This window comes from Citrobacter sp. XY323 (assembly GCF_025106035.1).
Taxonomy (GTDB): Bacteria; Pseudomonadota; Gammaproteobacteria; order Enterobacterales; family Enterobacteriaceae; genus Citrobacter; species Citrobacter braakii.
Map to the genome: position 1 here is coordinate 17,682 of NZ_JANYUK010000019.1, position 23,948 is coordinate 41,629.

At 54.0% G+C, this 23,948-nt stretch carries 24 protein-coding genes; 6 read left to right on the forward strand and 18 right to left on the reverse strand.

What is annotated here, in order from left to right:
• Nucleotides 1-3: 3 nt before the first annotated feature.
• The 3 genes from ubiE to udp all read right to left on the reverse strand — a co-directional run bounded on the left by ubiE (nt 4) and on the right by udp (nt 3,186).
• Nucleotides 4-759, reverse strand: a complete 756-nt coding sequence (gene ubiE / locus N0B36_RS22285) for a bifunctional demethylmenaquinone methyltransferase/2-methoxy-6-polyprenyl-1,4-benzoquinol methylase UbiE (protein ID WP_003017897.1) — start codon at nt 757-759, stop codon at nt 4-6.
• 94 nt (nt 760-853) lie between these two features.
• Nucleotides 854-2,284: a DNA recombination protein RmuC gene (gene rmuC / locus N0B36_RS22290; protein WP_259688983.1), complete on the reverse strand. Its 1,431-nt coding sequence runs from the start codon at nt 2,282-2,284 to the stop codon at nt 854-856.
• 140 nt (nt 2,285-2,424) lie between these two features.
• Nucleotides 2,425-3,186, reverse strand: a complete 762-nt coding sequence (udp, locus tag N0B36_RS22295; protein ID WP_259688984.1) for a uridine phosphorylase — start codon at nt 3,184-3,186, stop codon at nt 2,425-2,427.
• A 265-nt stretch (nt 3,187-3,451) separates the two neighbouring features.
• Here udp and N0B36_RS22300 point away from each other — a divergent pair, with 265 nt between their 5' ends.
• Nucleotides 3,452-4,258 carry a dienelactone hydrolase family protein gene (locus N0B36_RS22300; protein WP_016155137.1) on the forward strand — a complete coding sequence of 269 codons (807 nt, stop codon included), beginning with the start codon at nt 3,452-3,454 and terminating at the stop codon, nt 4,256-4,258.
• Between the two features lie 102 nt (nt 4,259-4,360).
• Here the strand turns inward: N0B36_RS22300 and metE are convergent, their stop codons facing one another.
• Nucleotides 4,361-6,622: a 5-methyltetrahydropteroyltriglutamate--homocysteine S-methyltransferase gene (gene metE, locus N0B36_RS22305; RefSeq protein ID WP_259688985.1), complete on the reverse strand. Its 2,262-nt coding sequence runs from the start codon at nt 6,620-6,622 to the stop codon at nt 4,361-4,363.
• A gap of 234 nt (nt 6,623-6,856) precedes the next feature.
• On the opposite strand from metE, the gene metR reads away from it, so the two are divergent.
• Nucleotides 6,857-7,810, forward strand: a complete 954-nt coding sequence (gene metR / locus N0B36_RS22310) for an HTH-type transcriptional regulator MetR (protein ID WP_200052413.1) — start codon at nt 6,857-6,859, stop codon at nt 7,808-7,810.
• Here metR and N0B36_RS22315 read toward each other — a convergent pair.
• From N0B36_RS22315 to pldB, 3 genes are all read right to left on the reverse strand, one after another.
• Complete coding sequence (locus N0B36_RS22315; protein WP_141876190.1) at nt 7,698-8,597, reverse strand: carboxylate/amino acid/amine transporter; 900 nt, start codon at nt 8,595-8,597, stop codon at nt 7,698-7,700. The two genes, metR and N0B36_RS22315, sit on opposite strands and share 113 nt — an antisense overlap.
• An 80-nt stretch (nt 8,598-8,677) precedes the next feature.
• The gene (yigL, locus tag N0B36_RS22320) at nt 8,678-9,478 is read right to left on the reverse strand and encodes a sugar/pyridoxal phosphate phosphatase YigL (protein ID WP_008787091.1); all 801 of its coding nucleotides are present in this window, start codon (nt 9,476-9,478) and stop codon (nt 8,678-8,680) included.
• Between the two features lie 15 nt (nt 9,479-9,493).
• Nucleotides 9,494-10,510 carry a lysophospholipase L2 gene (gene pldB / locus N0B36_RS22325; protein ID WP_003017911.1) on the reverse strand — a complete coding sequence of 339 codons (1,017 nt, stop codon included), beginning with the start codon at nt 10,508-10,510 and terminating at the stop codon, nt 9,494-9,496.
• A gap of 110 nt (nt 10,511-10,620) precedes the next feature.
• Here pldB and rhtB point away from each other — a divergent pair, with 110 nt between their 5' ends.
• Nucleotides 10,621-11,241 carry a homoserine/homoserine lactone efflux protein gene (gene rhtB / locus N0B36_RS22330; RefSeq protein WP_049281624.1) on the forward strand — a complete coding sequence of 207 codons (621 nt, stop codon included), beginning with the start codon at nt 10,621-10,623 and terminating at the stop codon, nt 11,239-11,241.
• 44 nt (nt 11,242-11,285) lie between these two features.
• Here the strand turns inward: rhtB and rhtC are convergent, their stop codons facing one another.
• From rhtC to pldA, 3 genes are all read right to left on the reverse strand, one after another.
• Nucleotides 11,286-11,906, reverse strand: coding sequence for a threonine export protein RhtC (rhtC, locus tag N0B36_RS22335; protein WP_016155134.1), 621 nt, complete (start codon nt 11,904-11,906; stop codon nt 11,286-11,288).
• A gap of 64 nt (nt 11,907-11,970) precedes the next feature.
• A complete protein-coding gene (gene recQ, locus N0B36_RS22340; protein WP_019078429.1) occupies nt 11,971-13,800 on the reverse strand; it encodes an ATP-dependent DNA helicase RecQ in 1,830 nt (609 codons plus the stop codon).
• Nucleotides 13,801-13,888: 88 nt separating this feature from the next.
• Entirely contained in the window at nt 13,889-14,758 is an 870-nt protein-coding gene (gene pldA / locus N0B36_RS22345; protein ID WP_016157849.1) for a phospholipase A, read from the reverse strand.
• 165 nt (nt 14,759-14,923) lie between these two features.
• On the opposite strand from pldA, the gene yigI reads away from it, so the two are divergent.
• Both yigI and rarD read left to right on the forward strand, forming a co-directional pair.
• Nucleotides 14,924-15,391 (forward strand): acyl-CoA thioesterase YigI, encoded by a 468-nt coding sequence (yigI, locus tag N0B36_RS22350; protein ID WP_003017917.1) that lies wholly within the window; start codon nt 14,924-14,926, stop codon nt 15,389-15,391.
• 51 nt (nt 15,392-15,442) lie between these two features.
• The gene (gene rarD, locus N0B36_RS22355) at nt 15,443-16,336 is read left to right on the forward strand and encodes an EamA family transporter RarD (RefSeq protein WP_016155131.1); all 894 of its coding nucleotides are present in this window, start codon (nt 15,443-15,445) and stop codon (nt 16,334-16,336) included.
• A 41-nt stretch (nt 16,337-16,377) separates the two neighbouring features.
• Here the strand turns inward: rarD and corA are convergent, their stop codons facing one another.
• From corA to lptM, 8 genes are all read right to left on the reverse strand, one after another.
• Entirely contained in the window at nt 16,378-17,328 is a 951-nt protein-coding gene (gene corA / locus N0B36_RS22360; protein ID WP_003017920.1) for a magnesium/cobalt transporter CorA, read from the reverse strand.
• A 154-nt stretch (nt 17,329-17,482) separates the two neighbouring features.
• Nucleotides 17,483-17,539 carry a YsgD/CorL family protein gene (ysgD, locus tag N0B36_RS22365; RefSeq protein ID WP_212723238.1) on the reverse strand — a complete coding sequence of 19 codons (57 nt, stop codon included), beginning with the start codon at nt 17,537-17,539 and terminating at the stop codon, nt 17,483-17,485.
• 265 nt (nt 17,540-17,804) lie between these two features.
• Nucleotides 17,805-19,967: a DNA helicase II gene (uvrD, locus tag N0B36_RS22370; RefSeq protein ID WP_003828957.1), complete on the reverse strand. Its 2,163-nt coding sequence runs from the start codon at nt 19,965-19,967 to the stop codon at nt 17,805-17,807.
• A gap of 88 nt (nt 19,968-20,055) precedes the next feature.
• A complete protein-coding gene (gene yigB, locus N0B36_RS22375; protein WP_259688986.1) occupies nt 20,056-20,772 on the reverse strand; it encodes a 5-amino-6-(5-phospho-D-ribitylamino)uracil phosphatase YigB in 717 nt (238 codons plus the stop codon).
• Complete coding sequence (xerC, locus tag N0B36_RS22380) at nt 20,772-21,674, reverse strand: tyrosine recombinase XerC (protein WP_046274891.1); 903 nt, start codon at nt 21,672-21,674, stop codon at nt 20,772-20,774. Before xerC ends, yigB begins: the two co-directional genes overlap by 1 nt.
• A complete protein-coding gene (locus tag N0B36_RS22385; RefSeq protein WP_103767363.1) occupies nt 21,671-22,378 on the reverse strand; it encodes a DUF484 domain-containing protein in 708 nt (235 codons plus the stop codon). The genes xerC and N0B36_RS22385 overlap by 4 nt, the downstream gene beginning before the upstream one ends.
• Nucleotides 22,375-23,199, reverse strand: coding sequence for a diaminopimelate epimerase (gene dapF / locus N0B36_RS22390; protein WP_016155126.1), 825 nt, complete (start codon nt 23,197-23,199; stop codon nt 22,375-22,377). The genes N0B36_RS22385 and dapF overlap by 4 nt, the downstream gene beginning before the upstream one ends.
• Before the next feature lie 48 nt (nt 23,200-23,247).
• On the reverse strand, nt 23,248-23,451 hold the full coding sequence (lptM, locus tag N0B36_RS22395) for an LPS translocon maturation chaperone LptM (RefSeq protein WP_003017937.1): 204 nt from the start codon (nt 23,449-23,451) through the stop codon (nt 23,248-23,250).
• A 138-nt stretch (nt 23,452-23,589) separates the two neighbouring features.
• Here lptM and cyaY point away from each other — a divergent pair, with 138 nt between their 5' ends.
• Nucleotides 23,590-23,910: an iron donor protein CyaY gene (gene cyaY / locus N0B36_RS22400; RefSeq protein WP_003828967.1), complete on the forward strand. Its 321-nt coding sequence runs from the start codon at nt 23,590-23,592 to the stop codon at nt 23,908-23,910.
• Nucleotides 23,911-23,948 lie beyond the last annotated feature (38 nt).

Below are 23,948 nucleotides of genomic sequence, written 5' to 3' on the forward strand. Positions count from 1 at the left end.
CTGTCAGAACTTGTAACCACGATGCAGCGCCACGACACCTGCCGTCAGGTTGTAGTAATCAACGCTTTCGAACCCGGCATCTTGCATCATTGCTTTTAAGGTGTCCTGATCGGGATGCATGCGGATGGACTCCGCCAAATAGCGATAACTGTCTGCATCGCTTGCCACCATAGAACCAATGCGCGGCAAAACGTGGAAAGAGTATGCGTCGTAGGCTTTACTCAGCGGTTCGATAATCGGCTTGGAGAACTCCAGCACCAGTAGACGTCCGCCCGGCTTCAACACGCGATACATAGATCGTAATGCTTTGTCTTTATCCGTTACGTTGCGCAGACCGAAAGAGATGGTGATGCAGTCAAACGTGTTGTCTGGGAAAGGTAATGCTTCCGCATTCGCCTGAACGTACTCAACGTTACCCACGACGCCGATATTACGCAGCTTTTCGCGACCCATTTTGAGCATTGAGTCGTTGATATCCGCCAGCACAACTTTGCCAGTTTCGCCAACCATGCGAGAGAATTTCGCCGTCAGATCGCCCGTACCGCCCGCCAAATCGAGAACGGTTTGCCCGCGACGCACGCCACTGCAGTCAATGGTGAAGCGCTTCCACAAACGATGAATGCCAAATGACATTAAGTCATTCATAACGTCATATTTAGACGCCACAGAATGAAAAACGTGGGCCACCATGTCAGCTTTCTGCTCTTTAGCGACGGTCTGAAAGCCAAAGTGCGTCGTTTCTTGTGAATTATCCACCATCTCAGTGCCTGCTCATCCAAAAAATGTTCAAGAAGTGTAACAGATTGGGCCAATTTGCCCTACCCTTCTGCCCGGTTCAACTATCCCAAACGGACTAGTTTGATTGCTGGTTTACCGCTTCATCATCAGGGTAAGGTTCATCCTGCTGCGTCTCAGGGACCGAGCGCAAGCGGTACTCTTCATCCTGCGTAGTGGCTTGTTCAGCCAGTTCAGGATTAATCTCGCGCTTAATTTCCACGCCTAAACTGCGAAACGCTTCTGCCTGCGACAGGACGTTTCCACGGCCTGAAGAGAGTTTTTTCATCGCCTGTCGGTAGTTATCCTGAGCTTTATCCAGGCTTTGGCCAATTGCCGACATATCATCCACAAACAATCGCATCTTGTCATAAAGTTTGCTGGCCCGATCGGCGATCTGTTGCGCATTACGACTCTGATGCTCGTAGCGCCACAAGTTGGCAATCGTGCGCAATGCCACCAACAACGTGGTAGGACTAACCAGCATAATGTTATTTTTAAGGGCTTCGGTAATCAGTTCAGGCTGTCTATCGAGCGCCAGTAAAAAAGCAGGCTCAATGGGGATAAACATCAGCACATAGTCAAGTGTGCGCAGCCCAAGAAGCTGCTGATAGTCTTTGCGCCCCAGCAGACGGATATGGTTTCGTACCGAGGCGATGTGCTCCTGCAACGCGCTCTCGCGGGTGTATTCATCTTCAGCATTAAAATAGCGTTCATAGGCGACCAGCGTCATTTTCGCGTCGATCACCACATCTTTGCCCTGCGGTAACCGGACGATGACATCTGGCTGCATCCGCGAACGGGCATCGTTCTCAATGCTGACCTGGGTTTCGTATTCATAGCCTTCGCGTAGACCGGAAGCCTCAAGCACCCGCGTGAGTACGACCTCGCCCCAGTTGCCCTGCGTTTTGTTATCGCCTTTTAATGCCCGCGTCAGGTTTACCGCTTCCTGCGCCATCTGCGCGTTCAGTTGCTGCAGATTACGAATTTCGTGCGCCAGAGTATGGCGTTCTTGCGCCTCTTTACCAAAGCTATCCTGAACCTGGCGTCGAAAACCGTCCAGTTGTTCGCGAAGCGGTGTAAGCAGGCTGTTCAGGCTTTGGCGATTTTGCTCGTCTACACGACGGTTGCTGTGCTCGAAAATACGGTTCGCCAGATTTTCAAATTGTTCGCTCAGACGCTGTTCGCTGTTGATCATCTGGCGGATTTTATCTTCCGCATGCTGCTGCGTCGCTTCCAGTCGGGTAGTGACTTCACGAAGATCGGCTTCAAGAGAGGTGTTGATGCTGTGCAGGCTGCGCAATTCGTTATTGAGTAGTTCGCACTCATCGCGCCAGTGGGCTTCCTGTGAGAGCTGCTGGCGGGCGGCGCTTAGCGCAATATCCAGTTCGCGTCGTTCTTCGATGAGGTCGGCACGGATCCGATCGGCATGCGCTTTTGTTGCCAGCCATCCCACCAGCAGCCCTGCGGCTAACGCCAGCACGGCACTCATCATAATTGAAATATCCACAACGCCCCCTTACAGCAACGACTTACCCGCACAAAATAGAATTGTGCTGTATAAACGTCCAGTTTAAAAGGAATTTCCTGCGAGGCACTACGCAAAATAAAAAGGCCGAACGCGTCGGCCTTTTTGAATAGACGGGAGAATTACAGTAAACGACGCGCAGCTTCCACCACGATTTTCACCGCGTGGCTTTCTGTTTGTTTCATCGTTTCCGCATTAGGGATCTCTTGCTGAGTACGGTTCACGATAACCCCCGCGACCATACCAGCACGCAGACCCTGGCTTGCGCACATGGTGAGCAGCGTAGCAGATTCCATTTCGTAGTTCATGACACCCATAGACTGCCACTCTTCCATTGAGCCTTTGAAACGGATCACTACGCGACCAGAGAAGGTGTCATAACGCTCCTGGCCCGGATAGAAGGTATCAGAAGACGCGGTAACGCCTACGTGGGTGGTGGCGCCGATAGATTTCGCCGCTTCCACCAGCGCGGTGGTGCACTCGAAGTCCGCGACGGCCGGGAATTCCATTGGCGCGAAGTGCAGGCTTGCACCGTCCAGACGGACAGATGCTGTGGTGACCAGTACATCACCTACGTTGATATGTGGCTGAATGGCGCCAGTCGTACCGATACGCAGGAAGGTACGAATGCCCAGCTGTGCCAGTTCTTCTACGGCAATAGAGGTTGACGGACCGCCGATACCGGTAGAGCAAACGATCACGGCTTTACCATCCAGCTCAGCACGCCAGGTAGTGAACTCGCGATGAGATGCCAGCTTAACCGGCTTATCCATCAGCGCGGCGATCTTTTCCACACGCTCCGGGTCGCCAGGGACGATAGCGAGCTGAGCCCCTTGTAAATCGTTCTTAGTGAGGCCGAGATGAAAAACATCAGACTTAGACATAAAAACTCCTCTGTGAATCGGTTTTGTCAGAAGAAGCAAAAACACACTTTACCGAAGGCATGAACATATTTTCGTGACAGTCATCACTATGATGTAAATCAATTGCATTCCATTACCATAAAATAGTGACTTGAATCACATAAATGATGCGATGTAAGGAAGCCCTGCACAAAAGATAGACCGTTTAAGGCAATGTGGTTCGTTGCATGTGTCTATAGTTAACAATGCGCTTTTTGGCTGAATATTTAAGGGTACGGAGAATACCATGACAACACGACAATCTGGCTTTGCACCTGCTGTATCTCCACCGACGTCTACCACGGTTCACACTCCGGATAACGCCATTATCGCCGGTGTAACGTCCATACCTTCACAAGGCGATGATATGCCAGCGTATCACGCACGACCAAAACAGTCCGATGGCCCGCTGCCTGTGGTCATTGTCGTGCAGGAGATTTTTGGCATTCATGAACACATTCGTGACGTTTGCCGCCGTCTGGCTCTGGAAGGGTATCTGGCTATCGCACCAGAGCTCTATTTTCGTGAAGGCGATCCCAATGACTTTGCCGATATCCCCACGTTGCTCAGCAGCCTTGTCGCCAAAGTGCCTGACTCTCAGGTATTGGCCGATCTGGATCACGTCGCCAGTTGGGCTTCTCGTAACGGAGGAGATGCCCACCAGTTGATGATCACCGGATTTTGCTGGGGTGGACGCATCACCTGGCTGTATGCAGCTCATAATCCGCAGTTAAAAGCGGCGGTAGCGTGGTATGGCAAACTGGTGGGGGATAAAACCCTCAACTCACCGAAACATCCTGTTGATATCGCGACCGATCTTAACGCCCCCGTTCTGGGACTTTATGGCGGCCAGGACACCAGTATTCCGCAAGATACCGTTGAAACAATGCGTCAGGCGCTGCGTGCCGCCAATGCAAAAGCGGAAATCGTGGTCTATCCCGATGCCGGACATGCGTTTAACGCCGATTATCGTCCGAGCTATCACGAAGAGTCCGCAAAAGATGGCTGGCTGAGAATGCTGGAGTGGTTCACACAATACGGCGGGAAGAAATAAACGTTAATTGCCCGGCGGCGACTACACCTTACCGGGCCTACAACTCTTGCTATTTCCTGTAAGCCGGGTAAGCGCTTGCGCTTCCCGGCCACCGGCACGGAATTACACCTGACGCAGGTTCTGCGCGGCTTTGACCATGTTCGCCAGCGCGGCGCGGGTTTCCGGCCAGCCGCGCGTTTTCAGGCCGCAGTCCGGGTTGACCCACAGACGCTCGGCCGGAATACGCTGCTCGGCTTTCTTCAGCAGGGCTTCAATCCACTCCACGCTCGGGACGTTCGGCGAGTGAATATCGTATACGCCCGGCCCGATTTCGTTCGGATAGTCGAACTCTTCAAACGACTCCAGCAGCTCCATATCAGAGCGTGAAGTCTCAATGGTGATCACGTCCGCGTCCAGCGCCGCAATGGAGTCCATGATGTCGTTGAACTCGCAGTAACACATGTGGGTGTGGATCTGGGTTTCATCCTTCGCCACCGCCGCGTTAATGCGGAAGGCTTCCACGCCCCACTCCAGATACGCCGCCCAGTCGCTGCGGCGCAGCGGCAGACCTTCGCGCAGTGCCGGTTCGTCAATCTGGATGATGCCAATACCCGCCGCTTCCAGATCCGCTACCTCATCACGCAGCGCCAGCGCAATCTGCTTAGCAATGGTTTCACGCGTCACGTCTTCACGCGGGAATGACCAGCAGAGAATGGTCACCGGACCGGTCAACATGCCTTTTACCGGTTTGTCGGTCAGCGACTGGGCATACTTCGCCCACTCCACGGTGATCGCTTCCGGGCGGCTGACATCGCCAATAACCACCGGCGGCTTCACGCAGCGAGAGCCGTAGCTCTGCACCCAACCATTCTGGGTAAAGACGAAACCGTCCAGGTGCTCGCCAAAATATTCCACCATGTCGTTACGTTCGGCTTCACCGTGCACCAGCACGTCAAGCCCCAGACGTTCCTGTTCAACAATCGCCTGTTTGATATGTTCCGCGATACCGGTGCGGTAGTTACCGGCATCCAGGTTGCCCTTTTTGAAGTCCAGACGCAGGCCGCGAATTTCCGTGGTTTGCGGGAATGAGCCGATAGTGGTGGTCGGCCATGCCGGCAGATTAAAGCGGGCACGCTGCGCTTCGGCGCGAACCGGGTAAGCGTTGGCACGTTGGCTGTCCTGGGCGGTGATCGCCGCCAGACGTTTTTCCACTGCGGCGTTGTGTACGCGGGTAGAGTGACGACGAGCCTGGATCGGTGCGCTCCACGCCACAATTGCTGCCGTATCACCGCTGTTCAACGCATCACGCAGCAGCGCCAGCTCGCCGCATTTTTGTAGGGCGAAGGCAAACCAGCTCTTCACTTCTGCATCAAGGCGGGTTTCCACGCTGAGATCGATTGGGCTGTGCAGCAAGGAGCAGGAAGAAGCTACCCACAGGTCTCGTTTCCCGACGATATCTTTAATTTGCGCGTATTTTTCGCTGAGATCGGCACGCCAGACGTTGCGACCGTTCACCAGCCCCGCTGACAGCAACCAGTCGGCAGGCAGACGCTTGTGCAACTCGGCCACATCATCTTTACCGTGCACGAAGTCAACGTGCAGCCCCTGCACCGGCAGCGCGGTAATGGTATCCAGGTTTGGCGTTACGCCTTCGAAGTAGGTGGTCAGTAGCAGCTTCACCTGACCCGTCAGCGCGTCATACGCCGGTTTGAAGGCGTTCAGCCAAACCTGAGGCAGCTCCAGCACCAGAGCCGGTTCATCAATCTGCACCCACTCAATACCGCGTTTCGCCAGCTCAGCCAGCACCTGCTGGTAAACCGGCAGAATATCGTTCAACAGACTCAGGCGGTCAAACTGTTCGCCCTTCACTTTCCCCAGCCACAGGTAAGTTACCGGTCCCAGCAGCACAGGTTTCACCTTGTGACCGAGCGCCAACGCTTCATCCACTTCATCCAGCAGTTGGGTCCAGGTCAGTTTGAACTGCTGACCTTTGGTGAACTCTGGCACCATGTAGTGATAGTTGGTGTTAAACCATTTGGTCATTTCTGCTGCCGCCGCGGGCTCCCCGGTTGGTGCGCGGCCACGGCCAATGCGGAATAAGGTATCGATATCGACCGAGCCGTCTTTATTTTGATGACGAGCCGGAACGTTGCCGAGCAGCAGGCTGGTGGTCAGCACGTGATCGTACCAGGCAAAATCGCCCACCGGCAGCAGGTCAACGCCCGCCTGCTTCTGCTGATCCCAGTGACGGGCACGCAGCTCGCGGCCAACGGTTAGCAAATCTTCACGGGAAGAATTTCCCGCCCAGTAGCTTTCTTGCGCTTTTTTCAGCTCGCGACGCAGGCCAACGCGAGGGAAACCGAGGGTGTGATTAAGTATTGTCATTTTTCTTCCTCTAATTATATGTAAATCCTATTGATTTTTAATTTAGGGAAGGTGGCAAGTTTATTCATCCCAGGAGCTTACTGAAGTAAGTGACCGGGGTGGAAAAATACAGCCAACGCACCATAAATTTAAAAGACGAAAGATTTTAGCCATCCAGATGTTTACACATCCATAATTGACAGTTACTGTATATTCCTCAAGCGCAATTTGTTCATGCCGAAGTGAAGGACTTTCATGATCGAGATTAAACACCTGAAAACGCTCCAGGCGTTGCGGAATAGTGGTTCGCTGGCGGCCGCAGCGGCGACGTTGCATCAGACCCAATCCGCCCTCTCTCACCAGTTCAGCGATCTGGAACAGCGCCTTGGCTTTCGACTTTTTATCCGTAAAAGCCAGCCTCTGCGCTTTACGCCGCAAGGCGAAATTTTGCTGCAGTTAGCAAATCAGGTGTTGCCGCAAATTGGTCGTGCGCTGCAGGCCTGCAACGAACCGCAGCAAACCCGGCTGCGGATCGCTATTGAATGCCATAGCTGTATTCAATGGCTGACGCCCGCGCTGGAGAATTTTCGTGCCAACTGGCCGCAAGTGGAGATGGACTTTAAATCCGGCGTGACGTTCGATCCGCAACCAGCGCTACAACAGGATGAGCTGGATCTGGTGCTGACATCCGACATTCTGCCGCGTAGCGGACTGCACTACTCGCCGATGTTCGATTTTGAAGTCCGCCTGGTACTGGCGCCGGACCATCCGCTGGCCAGCAAGACGCAGATCACGCCGGAGGATTTAGCCAGTGAGACGCTGCTTATTTACCCGGTGCAACGGAGTCGACTGGATGTCTGGCGGCATTTCTTGCAGCCTGCGGGCGTTAGTCCGTCGCTGAAGAGCGTGGATAACACCCTGCTGCTGATTCAGATGGTTGCAGCCAGAATGGGTATTGCAGCTTTACCGCACTGGGTGGTGGAGAGTTTTGAACGCCAGAGCCTGGTGGTGACCAAAACCCTGGGCGATGGATTGTGGAGTCGGCTGTACGCCGCCGTGCGCGATGGCGAGCAGCGACAGCCGGTCACGGAAGCGTTTATTCGCTCAGCGCGGAATCACGCCTGCGATCACCTGCCGTTTGTACGGAGTGCGGAACGACCCACTTTCGATGTACCCACAGTGAAGCCACTATCACAGCCGCACCAATGATGAAGCTTGGCCAGTGAGGCTGTTGATGCCAGATAGCCAGGTTAACCAGCAGCCCGGCCGGCACATGCATATTGTTCATGATGCCCAGCGTCCCCGCATCCACCTGGGTCGCGCCGTAGTTCCACATAAAGTAACCAATGCCGGACGCTGCCACGCCAAGAAAGACCAGAATTCCCCACTGTAGCGTGGTTGCAGGCATTTTCTGCGCATTCCCCAGCATGAACCAGGCCACGACCGCCACCATAAAGGCCCCCATGTAAAACCAGGCAAAGGCGTTGTGCTGCGGCATTGGCCGCGTTTCCATCAGACGCTTGTAGCCCACCATGCCAATGGCAAAGCTGAGATTGGACAACTGCACCAGCAGCAGGCCGGTCCAGAAGTGGCTGGTCACCTGATCGTAACGAATGATCCCCGCACCAATCACCGCCAGCAACGCACTGAAGGCGTAGCTCCAGCGCAGACGACGTCCGCTCATCAGGTCATAAATCAGCGTAATGTAGAGCGGCGTCAGCACGGTAAAGAGCAGCAGTTCTGATACCGTCAGGTACAGATAGGCGTGAAAACTCAGCATATACATAATGCCAAGCTGCATGGCGCCCACCAGCATATACAGCGCGATGGTTTTTACGCTATGTCCACGGGTACGTAAAAACGGCAGGAACACCAGCGCCGCCAGCCCAACGCGCACCAGCACCGCAAAATAGCTATCGACATGACCGGCAAGGTACTCGCCAAACAGGCTAAAGGAAAAGGCCCACAGAATTGTGGTAATGATGAGTAACGCCACAATGGATGTCTCTTAACAAAAGGTACGCCCATTGTAGCGAAGTTTTAAGTTGACATCTGGTCAACTAACGAACAAAAACATTACTGCAAAAACAGCTCACGCAGATAATGCGGCACGGCATCGTCGGCATTAAGACCAATGACTTCCAGTTCCGGATGCAGATCCTTCAGGCGCTGGTGAGCATTGCCCATAATGCAGCCTTTCCCTGCCATGGAGAGCATTTCCGCATCGTTCATTCCGTCGCCAAAAGCGATGCAATCTTTCAGGCTGTAGCCCATCGCTTTCGCTACCGCTTCCAGCGCATGACCTTTCGATACGCCGCCAGCCATGACTTCCAGGCAGGTAAGCGTAGAGAAACTGACGTTGACGCGGTCGCCCCAGCGAGCGTTAATCGCCTGTTCCAGCGGCAGCAGCCTTTCGTGAGAATCGGTGGTGAAAAACACCTTACTCACGCCTTCCGGCTCCAGTAGCGCAGGTTCAAACAGTGAATAGTTAAACACTGCTTCTTTGAAGAAGCGCATTTCGTCCGGGCGATGGCGGTTCATAAACCACTCATCATCACGATAAACGTTGGTCACGATGTCCGGGTTTGCATTCACTACGCCAAACAGGTCGCTGGCAATGTCGCGATCCAGGTTATGCGAAAACACCAGATTCCCGTCAGAATCATGCACACGCGCGCCGTTGGACGTGATCATGTAGGTTTTAATGCCGAGGTTATCGCGAATTTGCCCCACATCAACATGATGACGGCCAGTCGCAAACACGAAGTTAACGCCACGAGCGGTCAATAACTTCAGCGTCTCTTTGGCATAAGGGGACAGAGTATGGTCGGGAGAAAGCAGCGTACCGTCTAAATCAGACGCAACAACCTGATACATAAGAAAATTCAACCTCTAGGCAAAGCGGGTTCCGCTGGATGAGTTATGCTTGTCGAAAAATTCGACAATAGCGTTAAGCGCGACTGAGCGCATTGCGTCCTTTTCAAAAAGGATCTCATGGTACGCGCCTTTGATGACCAGCGGCTGCCCCCCTTCTACGGGATGGCCCGCTGCGGCGCGGAGTTCACAAAAACGATCGTGCATGCGGTTATCTACCACACGCTCTTCTTCGGCCTGAATCAGCAACGTCGGCGTCGCGTCGTCTCCTGCTCCAGCCAGAACCTGTTCGCCAGCCAGAATACCTTCACGTACCCAGTGGTAGGTGGGGCCGCCAACGCGCAGCCGTGGCTCATCCGCATAGAAGCGTAGATTGCGCCGATAGCGCTGTCGACTATGGGTTAACGCATTCATACCGAATGGCAGCGCCCGCCAGCGCCCGGTACCCATCGCATAACCTTCGCGGATCCGCGGATGCCCTTCAGCCCAGTCCAGAATGTGGCGTACCATCCAGTCGGGAAAGCGCATCACAATACCAAACATCGGCGCGCAAAGCGCGATGGCATCACACTGATTCGGGTGGCGCTGCAAGAATAACGTGGCTATCGCACCGCCCATTGAATGCGCCAGTATATAGCGCTTTCTCCACGGACCGGGTAGCACTTCCTGCTGCCAGAAGGCGGTTAAATCGTCGACATAGTCATTAAAGTTATCGACATGACCGCGATGCGGGTCCGAAAGCATACGCCCGGAACGCCCCTGGCCACGGTGATCGATAATGAGGACGTCAAAACCAGAATGAAACAGGTCATACGCCAGTTCAGCGTATTTCACGTAGCTTTCAATGCGTCCAGGACAGACGACGATAACGCGATCGTTTTTTTCTGCGTGAAAACGCACAAAATGGACGGGGATATCATCCACGCCCGTAAATTCCGCTTCTTCCCGCTGACGCCAGAAATCTGTCAGTGGCCCCATGGAAAAAGCAGCAAACGCGTTTTCTCTTGTTTCCCAGTCTTTTTGCTGCTGAAACATCGGGTATCCAGCCTCGCTGACCAAGTAAAATCGTTTTTTTCTCCGTCGCTGACACAACCTAACGGCAGTAGCGTATTGTGGCATAAAAATAGACAATCCGGGAGTTTCTCATGACCTTTGAATGGTGGTTCGCCTACCTGTTGACCTCTATTATTTTGAGCTTGTCTCCAGGCTCTGGCGCAATCAACACCATGACCACCGCCATCAGTCACGGTTATCGCGGCGCCAGCGCGTCGATCGCTGGTTTACAGACCGGGCTTGGCATTCATATCGTTCTGGTTGGTGTAGGACTGGGAACGCTATTTTCACGTTCGGTTATCGCATTTGAGGTGCTGAAGTGGGCGGGGGCGGCCTATCTGATTTGGCTGGGTATTCAGCAATGGCGGGCAGCGGGTGCTATCGATCTGAACACCATGGCGAATACGCAATCGCGCAGCCACCTGTTCAAACGCGCAGTCTTTGTTAATCTGACCAATCCCAAGAGTATCGTTTTCCTTGCAGCCCTGTTCCCGCAGTTTATCCTGCCGCAGGAACCGCAGTTAATGCAGTACGTGGTGCTTGGCGTCACGACCATCGTGGTCGATATCATTGTGATGATCGGTTACGCGACGCTGGCCACGCGCATTGCTGGCTGGATTAAAGGGCCAAAGCAAATGAAAGCGTTAAACAAAGTGTTTGGCTCGCTGTTTATGCTGATAGGCGCCTTGTTAGCCTCGGCACGGCATGCCTGATGAAGGTGCCGGAGGCGCTTGCGCTTATCCGGCCCGGAAGAAACTTAACGCGAAATAATCAGGTGGATACCGAAGCCCGCAAACAGCGCACCGGCAAAACCATCAATCCACTTCGCCAGACGCTGATAGCCACGACGCATTTTCGGCAGTGCAAACAGGCTGGCGACTACGGTAAACCACGCCAACGTTTCCACGATGATCAGGGCAAAGATCCCCCAGCGTGCGCCCGTTCCCACGTTATCGCCAACGAACAATGAGAACACGGAGCCAAAATAGATAATGGCTTTAGGGTTCGCCAGGTTGGTCAGCAGCCCCTTCAAAAAGCTGCGTCCGCTCTGCGCCAGCTCAACCTGCGGAGTGGGAGTCGCAACATCCTGTTTTTTAAACGCGCCGCGTAGCATCTGATAACCCATCCAGCACAGATACAGCCCCCCGCCCACCATAATAATGGTGTGCAGCCAGGCCATTTTTTCGATAATCAGATGTAGGCCGAGCAGCGCTACGCCAGCCCAGACCATGACGCCACAGGTAATACCCAGCACGCCCATCATGGCTTCTTTGCGCGAACGGCTAACCGCTGTTTGAGAAACAAAGAAAAAGTCGGGACCAGGACTCATCAGCGCAACGATATGCACCAACGCAACGGTGAAAAATAGCGTTAACATAAAAATGACTCGCGGGGGAAATAGTTCAGTGAGTCACCATCCTGGCACTTTTTTGCCTGGCTGACTACTCTTCGTCGTCACCATCAACGTGCGCGCGAATAAGCGCCATAAACTCTTTGCCAAAACGCTCAAGTTTACGCATCCCCACGCCATTGACGCTCAGCATTTCGCTCGGTGAAACCGGCATCTGCTCAGCCATTTCAATCAGCGTGGCATCGTTGAACACTACATACGGCGGGATATTTTCTTCATCAGCAATGGCTTTACGCAGCTTCCGCAATTTGGCGAACAGTTTGCGATCGTAATTGCCACCGAAGGATTTCTGCATCGCTCGCGGTTTCAGCGCCACAATACGCGGTACCGCAAGCTGTAGCGCAACATCACCACGCAGTACCGGACGCGCGGCTTCGGTTAGCTGTAACGCGGAGTGATGAGCAATATTCTGCGTCACCAGCCCAAGATGAATAAGCTGGCGGATAACGCTTACCCAATGTTCATGGCTTTGCTCACGACCAATGCCATAGACCGGCAGCTTATCATGGGCCAGCTCGCGAATTCGCTGGTTATTCGCTCCGCGCAGAACCTCCACGACATAACCCATACCAAAGCGTTGATTAACACGGTAGATAGTCGACAGCGCTTTGCGCGCATCCATGAGTCCGTCGTACTGTTTTGGCGGGTCGAGACAGATGTCGCAGTTACCACACGGCTCCTGACGCCCCTCGCCAAAATAGTTCAACAGCACCAGACGACGACAGGTTTGCGCCTCGGCAAACGCCCCCATCGCATTGAGCTTATGCCGTTCGATATCCAGCAGTTGCCCGGCGGGTTTCTCTTCGAGGCAACGGCGCAGCCATGCCATATCAGCCGGATCGTAAAACAGCATTGCTTCCGCAGGCAGGCCGTCACGCCCGGCGCGGCCGGTTTCCTGATAATAGGACTCGATGTTGCGCGGAATATCGAAATGCACCACGAAGCGTACGTTGGGTTTGTTGATTCCCATACCAAACGCCACGGTCGCTACGACGATTTGCAGGTCATCACGCTGGAATTTCTCCTGCACTTCTGCACGTACAGCGTTTTCCAGCCCGGCATGATAAGCCCCGGCGCTAATGCCTCGGCTTTGCAGACGCGCGGCGGTGTCTTCTACTTTAGCGCGACTGTTACAGTAAATAATACCGGACTTACCGCGCTGCTCTTGCACGTAGCGCATCAGTTGATCGAGCGGCTTAAACTTCTCCATCAACATGTAGCGAATATTCGGGCGATCAAAGCTGCTGATCTGAATTAACGGGTCGTTGAGCCCCAGCAGACGCACAATATCCAGCCGGGTTGTCTCGTCCGCGGTCGCGGTCAGCGCGACAAACGGCAGAGTTGGGAAACGCTGACGCAACTGCCCCAGCGCGGCGTATTCCGGGCGGAAATCATGCCCCCACTGCGAAATACAGTGCGCTTCATCAACCGCCAGCAGCACCGGGTTCCAGTGCGCCAGATTTTCAAGGAAGTTATCCAGCATCAGGCGTTCGGGCGCAATGTACAGTAAGCGAATCTGCCCGCTACGACAGCCTGCCATCACCTCAAGCTGCTGCTCACGGCTTTGGGTGGAGTTCAGACACGCGGCCGCCACGCCGTTGGCAAGCAGTTGATCGACCTGATCTTTCATCAGAGAAATCAGCGGAGAAACAACAACGGTGAGGCCGTTAAGCAATAATGCGGGAATTTGATAGCACAGGGATTTTCCGCCACCGGTCGGCATAACGACCAGGCAGTCGCGACCAGCGATCACGGTATCAATGATTTCTTCCTGACCAGGGCGAAACTGTTGGTAGCCAAAGGTTTCCTGCAAAACCTGTTTAGCGCCCATTTCCAGATTCAACACTTCCGCCTGCGCCACATTAACCCCATTAGCCTGAAATAAAAACAGGCGCTATTTTCAGCGCCTGAGAGAGAAACTGCAATGATTAAAATACTCTCAATACCTGTCAGAAGATATCGTTAAGCATTACACCCACGCCAACACGGGTCTGATTGAAGTTGTAGTCAATCAGTGATTCGCCGTAGCCGCTGTAGACCTGGGTATAAAGACGCACATGCTTCGTAATGGGATAACTGGCCCCCAGCTCTGCGCCGCCGTAGCCGGTATTCCAGTTGTACTGGCCTTTCACACTGATCACCGCGTCACCCAGGTGATAACCCATTTTCAACTGATAGTAGCCCATATATTTGGTGATATCAGGGTTATCGTCAGTGCTGCCGATAACGTACCACGGCTTAACTTCCACCAGCCAGTTACCGTTTTCAGCCATCAGCCGGGTGTAAAGGCGGTTCCAGCTACGTGAGGTGGGGTCGGATCGACCATTGGAGTCATGGTTATAGCCCATTTCAACATCGCGGAGCGTCCAACCGGCAAAGCGATAGTCGGTGGCGAAACCGAGGAACAATTGCGGTTCATAGTTGGTTTCGCGAAACGGCGCAGACTCTTCACTGTTCGAAAGCTGCCACCAGGACTTCTGGGTATAGGAACCGCCGAGTACCGAGTTCGGGCCTAATATTCCGCGCCAGAGCGGAAACGCCAGGCTTAGCTGAAACTTAACCTCATCTTTGCGCGCATTTTCGGACCAGCTATAGCTGCTGATCGCCTCTTTGTTCATGTCGCTGGTATTGGTGTAGATGAGATAGTTGGTCTCATAAGGATAAAGCGTGAAAGGGTTGTCATGCTCCTGCAGCATGTTGGCGATGATACTGCCGCGAACCGCCGGTGCATCATGAATCTCTTTCACTGTCGCTTCCTGCGCATACGCGGTCAACGGCAGCATGACTGCTGGTAGTAACCATCCCAGAATCGCCCGCATCGGTAATGTTCTCCTGAACCAGAATATTGATGAATTGTATAATTATCTGGCAAGTATTCTACATACTTAGCGAGTTCCTCGTTAGTTATCCCGTCCTAAAGTAGAAAACAACAAATAATAAGCATAATATCAACATTTCATTAACCATTGAGATGTAGGGATCGTATGTCTGCCGTACTTACTGCTGAGGAAGCGCTGAAGTTAGTGGGTGAAATGTTTGTCTATCATATGCCGTTTAACCGGGCTCTGGGTCTGGAGCTTGAACGCTATGAGAAAGAATTTGCTCAATTAGCCTTTAATAATCAACCGATGATGGTCGGCAACTGGGCGCAAAGCATTCTGCATGGCGGCGTGATCGCGTCGGCGCTGGACGTTGCCGCCGGGCTGGTGTGCGTTGGCAGTACGCTGACCCGCCATGAGACGATCAGCGAGGATGAACTGCGTCAGCGAATGTCACGTATGGGAACAATCGATTTGCGCGTCGATTACCTGCGCCCGGGGAGAGGAAATCGCTTTACCGCCACCAGCAGCCTGCTGCGGGCGGGGAATAAAGTCGCCGTTGCGCGCGTGGAACTGCATAACGAAGAACAGCTTTATATTGCCAGCGCAACCGCCACTTATATGGTGGGGTAAGTGCTCAAAAAAAGGTAAACTGCTGTTACATTTCTGAAATGAGTTTTCCCGATGGATGCTAAACAAACGCGGCAGGGCGTGTTACTCGCTCTTGCTGCTTATTTTATTTGGGGTATCGCTCCTGCCTACTTCAAGCTGATTTACTATGTCCCGGCGGATGAGATCCTGACGCACCGCGTCATCTGGTCATTTTTCTTTATGGTGGTACTGATGAGCATCAGCCGCCAGTGGTCGGGCATCAAAACGCTGCTACAAACGCCAAAGAAGATCTTCCTGCTGGCGCTCTCTGCAGTGCTCATCGGTGGAAACTGGCTGCTGTTCATTTGGGCGGTCAATAATCATCATATGCTGGAAGCCAGCCTGGGCTATTTTATTAACCCGCTGGTGAATATTGTGCTGGGAATGCTTTTCCTCGGCGAGCGCTTTCGTCGCATGCAGTGGCTGGCGGTACTGTTAGCCGCCTGCGGCGTACTGGTACAGCTGTGGACCTTCGGATCGCTGCCAATCATCGCGTTGGGCCTGGCGTTCAGTTTTGCTTTCTATGGTCTGGTACGCAAGAAGATTGCCGTCGAAGCACAAACCGGCATGCTGATCGAAACCCTGTGGCTTTTACCCGTTGCGGCCATCTATCTGTTTGGCATTGCGGACAGCCCAACCAGCCATATGGGGCAAAACCCCATGTCGCTCAATCTGCTGCTGATTGCTGCAGGTGTCGTGACCACCATTCCGCTGCTGTGCTTTACCGGCGCGGCGACCCGTCTGCGTCTGTCCACGCTGGGTTTCTTCCAGTATATCGGACCCACGCTAATGTTCCTGCTGGCCGTCACTTTCTACGGTGAAGTTCCGGGAGCGGATAAAATGGTCACGTTTGCGTTTATCTGGGTGGCGCTGGCAGTTTTCGTGATGGATGCGATTTATACGCAACGACGGGTACGTCGGAGCTGAAGAAGTGCCGGATAAGGCGTAACCGCCATCCGGCACAGCCATTACAGCCAGTTCTTGCGCTTAAAGTACAGATACGGTGCCAGACCCGCGAGCATCATAAAGACAATCGCCCCTGGGTAACCGAAGCTCCAGTGCAGTTCCGGCATGAACTCAAAGTTCATCCCGTAGCTGGAAGCCACCAGCGTCGGCGGCAGGAACACCACAGAGACCACCGAGAAGATCTTGATGATGCGGTTCTGCTCGATATTGATAAAGCCCATCGCCGCCTGCATCAGGAAGTTAACCTTCTGGAACAGTGATTCGTTGTGCGGCAGCAGGGATTCGATATCGCGCAGAATCTCGCGCGCCTGTTCCAGCTGACTCCCCGGCAAACGCGCTTTACGCACCAGGAAGTTCAGTGCGCGCTGGGTATCCATCAGACACAGGCGGACCTTCCAGCCAATATCTTCCAGTTCCGCCAGCGTCGAAAGCGCTTCGTCATATTCATCGCCCTGACGCCCTTCCATGATCACACGGCTGAGTTTTTCCAGGTCGCTGTAGATATTTTCGATCTCATCCGCCAACTGTTCAATTTTAGTTTCGAACAGGTCGAGCAGCAGCTCGTAAGCGTTGCCATCCACCATCGCCTGATTACGCGCACGCATGCGGTACAGACGGAATGCCGGCAGCTCGCGCTCGCGCAGAGTAAACAGGCGACCTTCGCGAATGGTAAATGCGACGGTTGAGTTACCCGCGTGATCGTCGGCATCTTCATAGAAGAAGAAGGAGTGAATGTGCAGACCGTCTTCGTCTTCAAAAAAACGCGCAGATGCTTCGATGTCTTCCAGTTCAGGGCGCGTAGCCAGATTCTGGCCCAAGTCCTTTTGCACACGGTTTCGTTCTTCGTCATCCGGCTCGACTAAATCGACCCAAACCGAACTGGCCAGGTGCTCGATCTCGTCTGCCTCAAGGCGAGTTAAACGATTGTTTTCCAGTTGAAATGCGCTCAGCATGACCGGGACTCCCAATGCAAAAAATTATCGGACAGTTCGGAGGGCACACAGAAACAAATTGGGTTTCAGACCATTAAACAGCCTGACTCAGCGCGACGGGAAAAAACAGAAGGTCGCTGACAACCGCGAAGGCTATCAGCAAAAAGGGATAGCCTTAGGAGTTGATCCTGGATGACAGGATAATGAGCCAGTATCTACTGGGTGTGTCCAAGGCGAATGTCCTCTTAGCGTAATCGTGCGCGCATGTTACGCCAGCAAAATTTTGACGTCAACACGCAACAGATGGCGAAAAAGTAATAATTTCCCCTTATACAAAAAGGTTAGCAGAGGGGAATTATTTATCTATGATTTCAGAATATTAACCGACAGATAGCGGGATGGCGGCTTCGCCTTGTCCGGCCTGGAAATCAAAATGTTACCCGGTCTGTAGGCCGGATAAGACGCGCCAGCGTCACCATCCGGCAAAGCCAAACCGATCAAACCGTTTCCAGTCTGGCGTAGGCCGCCACCAGCCATTTGATCCCTTGCCCCTGGAACGCGACCTGCAAACGACTATGCTCACCGCTTCCTTCCAGATTGACGATGGTGCCCTCACCAAACTTAGCGTGGCGCACGCGCTGGCCGAGCTTGTAGCCGGTATCATTTTCCGCCATTGGCGTGCCCATCCGCTGATGGCTCACCGGACGGCTAACCGTGGCGCGCAGGCGAACCTCTTCAACGCACGCTTCCGGCAGTTCGCCGATAAAGCGCGACGGACGGTGGTAAACCTCTTTGCCGTACAGACGACGCGTTTCGGCGTAGGTCAGCGTCAGCTTTTGCATCGCGCGAGTCACGCCTACGTAAGCCAGGCGGCGCTCTTCTTCGAGGCGCCCACCTTCGTCCAGCGACATCTGGCTGGGGAACATGCCTTCTTCCATACCCACGATAAATACCTGGGGGAACTCCAGACCTTTCGCCGAGTGCAGCGTCATCAGTTGTACCGCATCCTGCCAGGTATCCGCCTGCCCTTCGCCTGCTTCCAGCGCGGCGTGAGACAGGAACGCCTGTAGCGGCATTAAGTCTTCGTCTTCTTCGTTGTAGCTGAACTGGCGCGTTGCCGTCACCAGTTCGTCTAAGTTTTCGATACGCGTCTGACCCTTCTCGCCTTTTTCCTGCTCGTACATCATGCGCAGGCCGGAGTCTTTAATCACCCGGTCAGTCTGCACGTGCAGCGGCATATCGGCGGTCTCCTGCGCCAGCGCATCGATCAGCTCCATAAAACGCTGTAAGGCGCTGGCGGCGCGACCCGCGAGGGCTTTTTCCTGCAACAGCTCACGACAGGCCTGCCACAACGTAAGCTGGCGGTCACGGGAGGTCTGACGCACGACATCTAATGTACGATCGCCAATCCCGCGGGTTGGCGTATTCACCACGCGTTCAAATGCGGCGTCGTCATTGCGGTTAGCGATCAGGCGCAGGTAAGAGAGCGCATCTTTGATTTCCTGGCGTTCGAAGAAGCGCATCCCACCATAGATACGGTACGGCATGCTGGCTTGTAACAACGCCTCTTCCAGCACGCGCGACTGGGCGTTGCTGCGATAAAGAATGGCGCACTGTTCCAGCGCACCGCCGTTGTCCTGCCAGGTTTTGATACGATTGACCACAAAACGCGCTTCATCGAGTTCGTTGAACGCGCAGTACAGTGAGATTGGTTCGCCGTCGACGCCATCGGTCCACAGCTTTTTACCCAAACGCCCGTTGTTGTTTTCAATCAGGGCGTTGGCCGCGCTGAGGATGTTGTTGGTCGAGCGGTAGTTCTGCTCCAGGCGAATAGTTTCTGCGCCCGGGAAATCCGTGAGGAAACGCTGGATGTTTTCCACCTGCGCCCCACGCCAGCCGTAGATCGACTGGTCATCATCGCCAACGATCATCACTTTGCCGGTATCGCCCGCCAGCAGGCGGATCCAGGCGTACTGAATGTTGTTGGTATCCTGGAATTCGTCCACCAGGATATTGGTAAAGCGTTCGCGGTAGTGCTGCAGGATATGCGGCTTGTTGAGCCACAGTTCATGGGCGCGCAGCAACAGCTCGGCGAAATCCACCAGCCCCGCGCGATCACACGCTTCCTGATAGGCCTGATACACCTTTTGCCAGGTTTGCTCAACCGGGTTGCCATAGCTCTGCAGATGGTGCGGGCGCAGCCCTTCGTCTTTCTGGCTATTGATAAACCACATCGCCTGACGCGGCGGCCACTGCTTCTCATCAAGATTCATCGCCTTGATCAAACGCTTGAGCAAACGCAATTGGTCTTCGCTGTCGAGGATCTGGAAATCCTGCGGCAGGTTCGCATCCATATGGTGCGCGCGCAGCAGACGGTGCGCCAGACCGTGGAATGTACCCACCCACATACCGCCCTGGCTGGTTCCCATGATCTGGCCAATACGGTGGCGCATTTCCGCCGCTGCTTTGTTGGTAAAGGTCACCGCCATAATGGAGTATGGCGAGTTGTTCTCTACCGTCAGTAACCAGGCGATACGGTGCACCAGCACGCGAGTTTTACCACTCCCCGCGCCGGCCAAAACCAGCATGTTGCTGCGTGGCGCGGCCACCGCTTCACGCTGTTTATCATTAAGGCTGTCGAGCAGGTAAGAAACGTCCATTGGCACCGCCGCGTAAAAGTAGGTAAGGCGGATAAGCGTAGCGCCATCCGCCAAAAAGCTGGGTATATATACAGAGTTCTGCTGGTGATTATATCAGCGAGGTCAGAGATGCCAACTGTGAAATTTCGATATGCGGCAGCAAACGGCTGTCTGCGGTTTGCATCAGGTCGGCATTTTCCGGTTTGATCCAGCAGGCCTGCATACCGCAACGGATGGCCCCCGCCACGTCTGTCGTCAGGTCATCGCCCACATGCAGAATCTTAGCCACGGGCATTTTCAGTTTATCTGCCGCCAGCGCGTACATGTCGCTGAATGGTTTTGATCGCCCGTCGGGACCGGCGCGCAGCACAAACTCAAAGTAATCGCCCAGGCCGAACAGTTCTGGCTGTGCGTTACCGTTGGTGATCGCCACCAGCGGCCATTTGCGGGCCAGCGCCTTCAGCGTGTCATGCGTCGCCTGCGGGACGTCAATGCGGCTACGCCATTTGGCGAAATTCATCATCGCCGCATTTGCCCCCATTCTGGCTTCTGCTTCTGACAATCCCGCCTCCAGCATAGCGCGCTCTACGGCGCGGTGACGCCATTGGGTAACGTCGTGGTAGATTTCCGGCTCAGCGTCGCGAACGGCCTGACGTAAGCGCTGTAGGTCGCTATTTTGCAGCGAATTCAACGCCGGATGGTAATTCTGTACAAACGCGAGCGCTTCCTGCTCGGTGCGTGTGATAACGGGACGGTTATCGTAAAGGGTGTCATCAAGGTCAAAGGTGAGCGCAGAAATGCGCCCCAAAGGCCGGTAAAAACGCATTATTTCCCCCGTTTGGCGCGCGGATGCGCCGCATCGTACACTGAAGCCAGGTGTTGAAAATCAAGATGGGTATAGATTTGGGTAGTGGAGAGATTAGCATGCCCCAATAACTCCTGTACCCCGCGCAGATCGCCGCTCGACTCCAGCATATGCGTCGCAAAAGAGTGGCGCAATTTGTGGGGATGTACGTGGCTGTTCAGCCCCTGTTTGATCCCCCATTCCGCAAAGCGTTTTTGCACATTACGCGCAGAAATGCGTTTGCCCAGTTTTGACAGGAATAACGCATCGTCATCGCTGCCAAATAGCCCCCGCAGGTCCAGCCAGTGCTCAATCCACGCCACTGCATTGCGGCCAATTGGCAGGCGACGTTCTTTACTGCCCTTCCCCATCACCCATACTTCGCCGGTGTCGAGATCGAGATGTTTAATATCCAGCCCAACCAGTTCAGACAAACGCAGCCCTGCGCCGTACATCACTTCTAACATTGCCCGGTCGCGCACGGCGAGGGGATCGTTGAGGTCGATATCCAGCAGACGATTAACGTCGTCGACATCGATATTTTTAGGTAGATGACGCGGTGCTTTCGGCGCGGAAACACTTTTTGCGGGATTGGCTTTCAGCTCGCCCTGATTAACCAGCCAGTCAAAGAAACTGCGCAATGCGGAGAGACGCAGCGCCAGGCTCGCCGGCCCTAGCCCTTTACGACGGCTGCGCACGGCAAAACTGCGTACCATCGAAGCGTCACATTGTTGCCAGCTTTGCAGACCGGTCTCTCCGGCTAACGCAATGATGGCATCAAGCTGACGCTGATAATTCAGCAATGTGATCGGGCTAAGCTGCCGCTCAACGCCCAGATAGCGTAAAAAGCGCGCCACATCCTGAGAAAGGGGTGAATCGGTCATACGCGTTCAATCCAGCGCTCCAGCAGCTCCGGCAACATCAGCGAAATTTCCTGCAGTAATTGCGTACCTTGCCCCTGCTGGTAATGATTAACATCGCGACTGCTGAACAGCATCACGCCCAGGGATCCATCTTGCCCCAACATCGACATCGCCACCGAGCCTACCGCTTTCGCCTCGGGCATCATGACCAGAAGTTCCGGGCCATTGAGCGGCCCAAGATAGTGCTGTGACTGGCCCAGACGCTGAATACGCAGCGGTTCAAAAGCCTGACGGCTTAATGCCAGATGAGTGAATTTTGATGGCGCACCAAGTCGCCAGCGATCCGGGAACAGACGAACCGTCGCCCCAGCCAGCCCTAACTCACGCGCCCAGCGATGAAATCGCATCAGCATGTCGTCAAGACTGCTGGCCGATACCAGCCGTGCTTGCAGATTTAACAGACGATAGAACAGGCTTTCATTGGCGTTGGCTTGGTCCATCAACAACGCCATATTCTCTTCCAGCACGTTAATATGATTACGTGCCCGCGCCATATGCCATTCCACTAAAGAGACCGTGCCCCGCACCGGGTGTGGAACACGCATCGCTTCAACTGCCTGGGCATTACGGATAAAAAACTCAGGATTACGTTGCAGGTAATCGACGACCGCCCGGTCGTCCAGCTCCATGAGCGTTTCCTGTAGTTCTTCCCCTGGTTGCTTCATAAGTGAATAAATCCGTCGTAGACATGTGCCGCCGGGCCAGTCATATACAGCGGATGACCCGGACCTTTCCAGGCGATATCAAGTCGACCGCCCGGTAATTCCACCCTCACTTCTTCTGCCAGCAGGCCCTGCTGGATACCAACCGCAACAGCGGCGCACGCACCGCTGCCGCAGGCCTGCGTTTCACCCGCGCCGCGCTCATAGACGCGCAGCCGGATATGCTCGCGCTTTACCACCTGCATAAATCCGATATTGGCGCGTTCAGGAAAGCGTTCGTGGCTTTCCAGAACCGGCCCCAACGTTTCTACCGTGGCCGTATCAACATCATCAACCTGAATTACGCAGTGCGGGTTCCCCATTGAAACCACGCCGCACAATACTGTCTGTTCAGCCACGCGCATAATATAGGTCTTCTCTGCTTTGTTGGCGCGAAACGGAACCTGCGCGGGTTCAAAATTGGGTTCACCCATATTCACCCGTACCAGCTCGTCGTCGGTTACGGTTAATACCATACGACCATTAGCGGTACTGACGCGAATATCACGCTTATTGGTCAGCCCTTTCAGGCGAACAAAGCGGGCAAAACAGCGGGCGCCATTGCCACACTGTGACACTTCACTACCGTCGGCATTAAAAATACGGTAGTGGAAATCCAGCTCCGGATCATACGGAGGTTCAACCACCAGCAGTTGATCAAATCCAACGCCGAGATGCCTGTCGGACAAGCGGCGGATCAGCTCTGGTGAGAAAAAGACATTCTGCGTTACCGCGTCGACGACCATAAAATCGTTGCCAAGGCCATGCATTTTAGAGAATTGCATCATTCACTCCGTTCACGCGGGTACAGAAATATACATCTATTCCTGACGTCAGTAATTCACCTGAGAAGGCCCGTCACTAATCCCACGATCGTTTTTTTCTGGCGTGGTGGATTGCGATTGCGGCTGAACGCTCTTGGTCGGAGGCGGCGCGGTTTTATCTGCTGGCGGGAAATAGAGCGGGCCTTTTAGCCCACAGCCCGTCAGGCTGAACAGAGTAAAAATGACAGCGAGTGGCTTTAACACGTTTTTCATTATCGATTGCCTGTAAAGTTCATGCTTTCTGTTTTCTATCATCGCAGGAGAAGGCGTAAAAGCAAGAGTTAGCCTGTAATCTGCAACGCGTTTTGTTTCAGGTTATACTGCCGTCATCACGAAAAACAGGATAAGAAAATGAACGACAGTGAATTTCATCGCCTTGCTGACACCCTGTGGATGACCATTGAAGAGCGTCTGGATGACTGGGATGGCGACAGCGATATCGATTGTGAGATCAACGGCGGCGTGCTGACCATCAGCTTCGAAAACGGCAGCAAAATTATTATTAACCGTCAGGAGCCGCTGCATCAGGTGTGGCTGGCGACCAAACAGGGCGGCTACCACTTTGACCTGAAAGGCGACGAGTGGATCTGCGATCGTAGCGGCGAAACGTTCTGGGATCTGCTAGAACAGGCGGCGACACAGCAGGCGGGTGAAGAGGTGAGCTTCCGTTAAGTTTTATTGCCGGATACGCTTCGCTTATCCGGCATCAT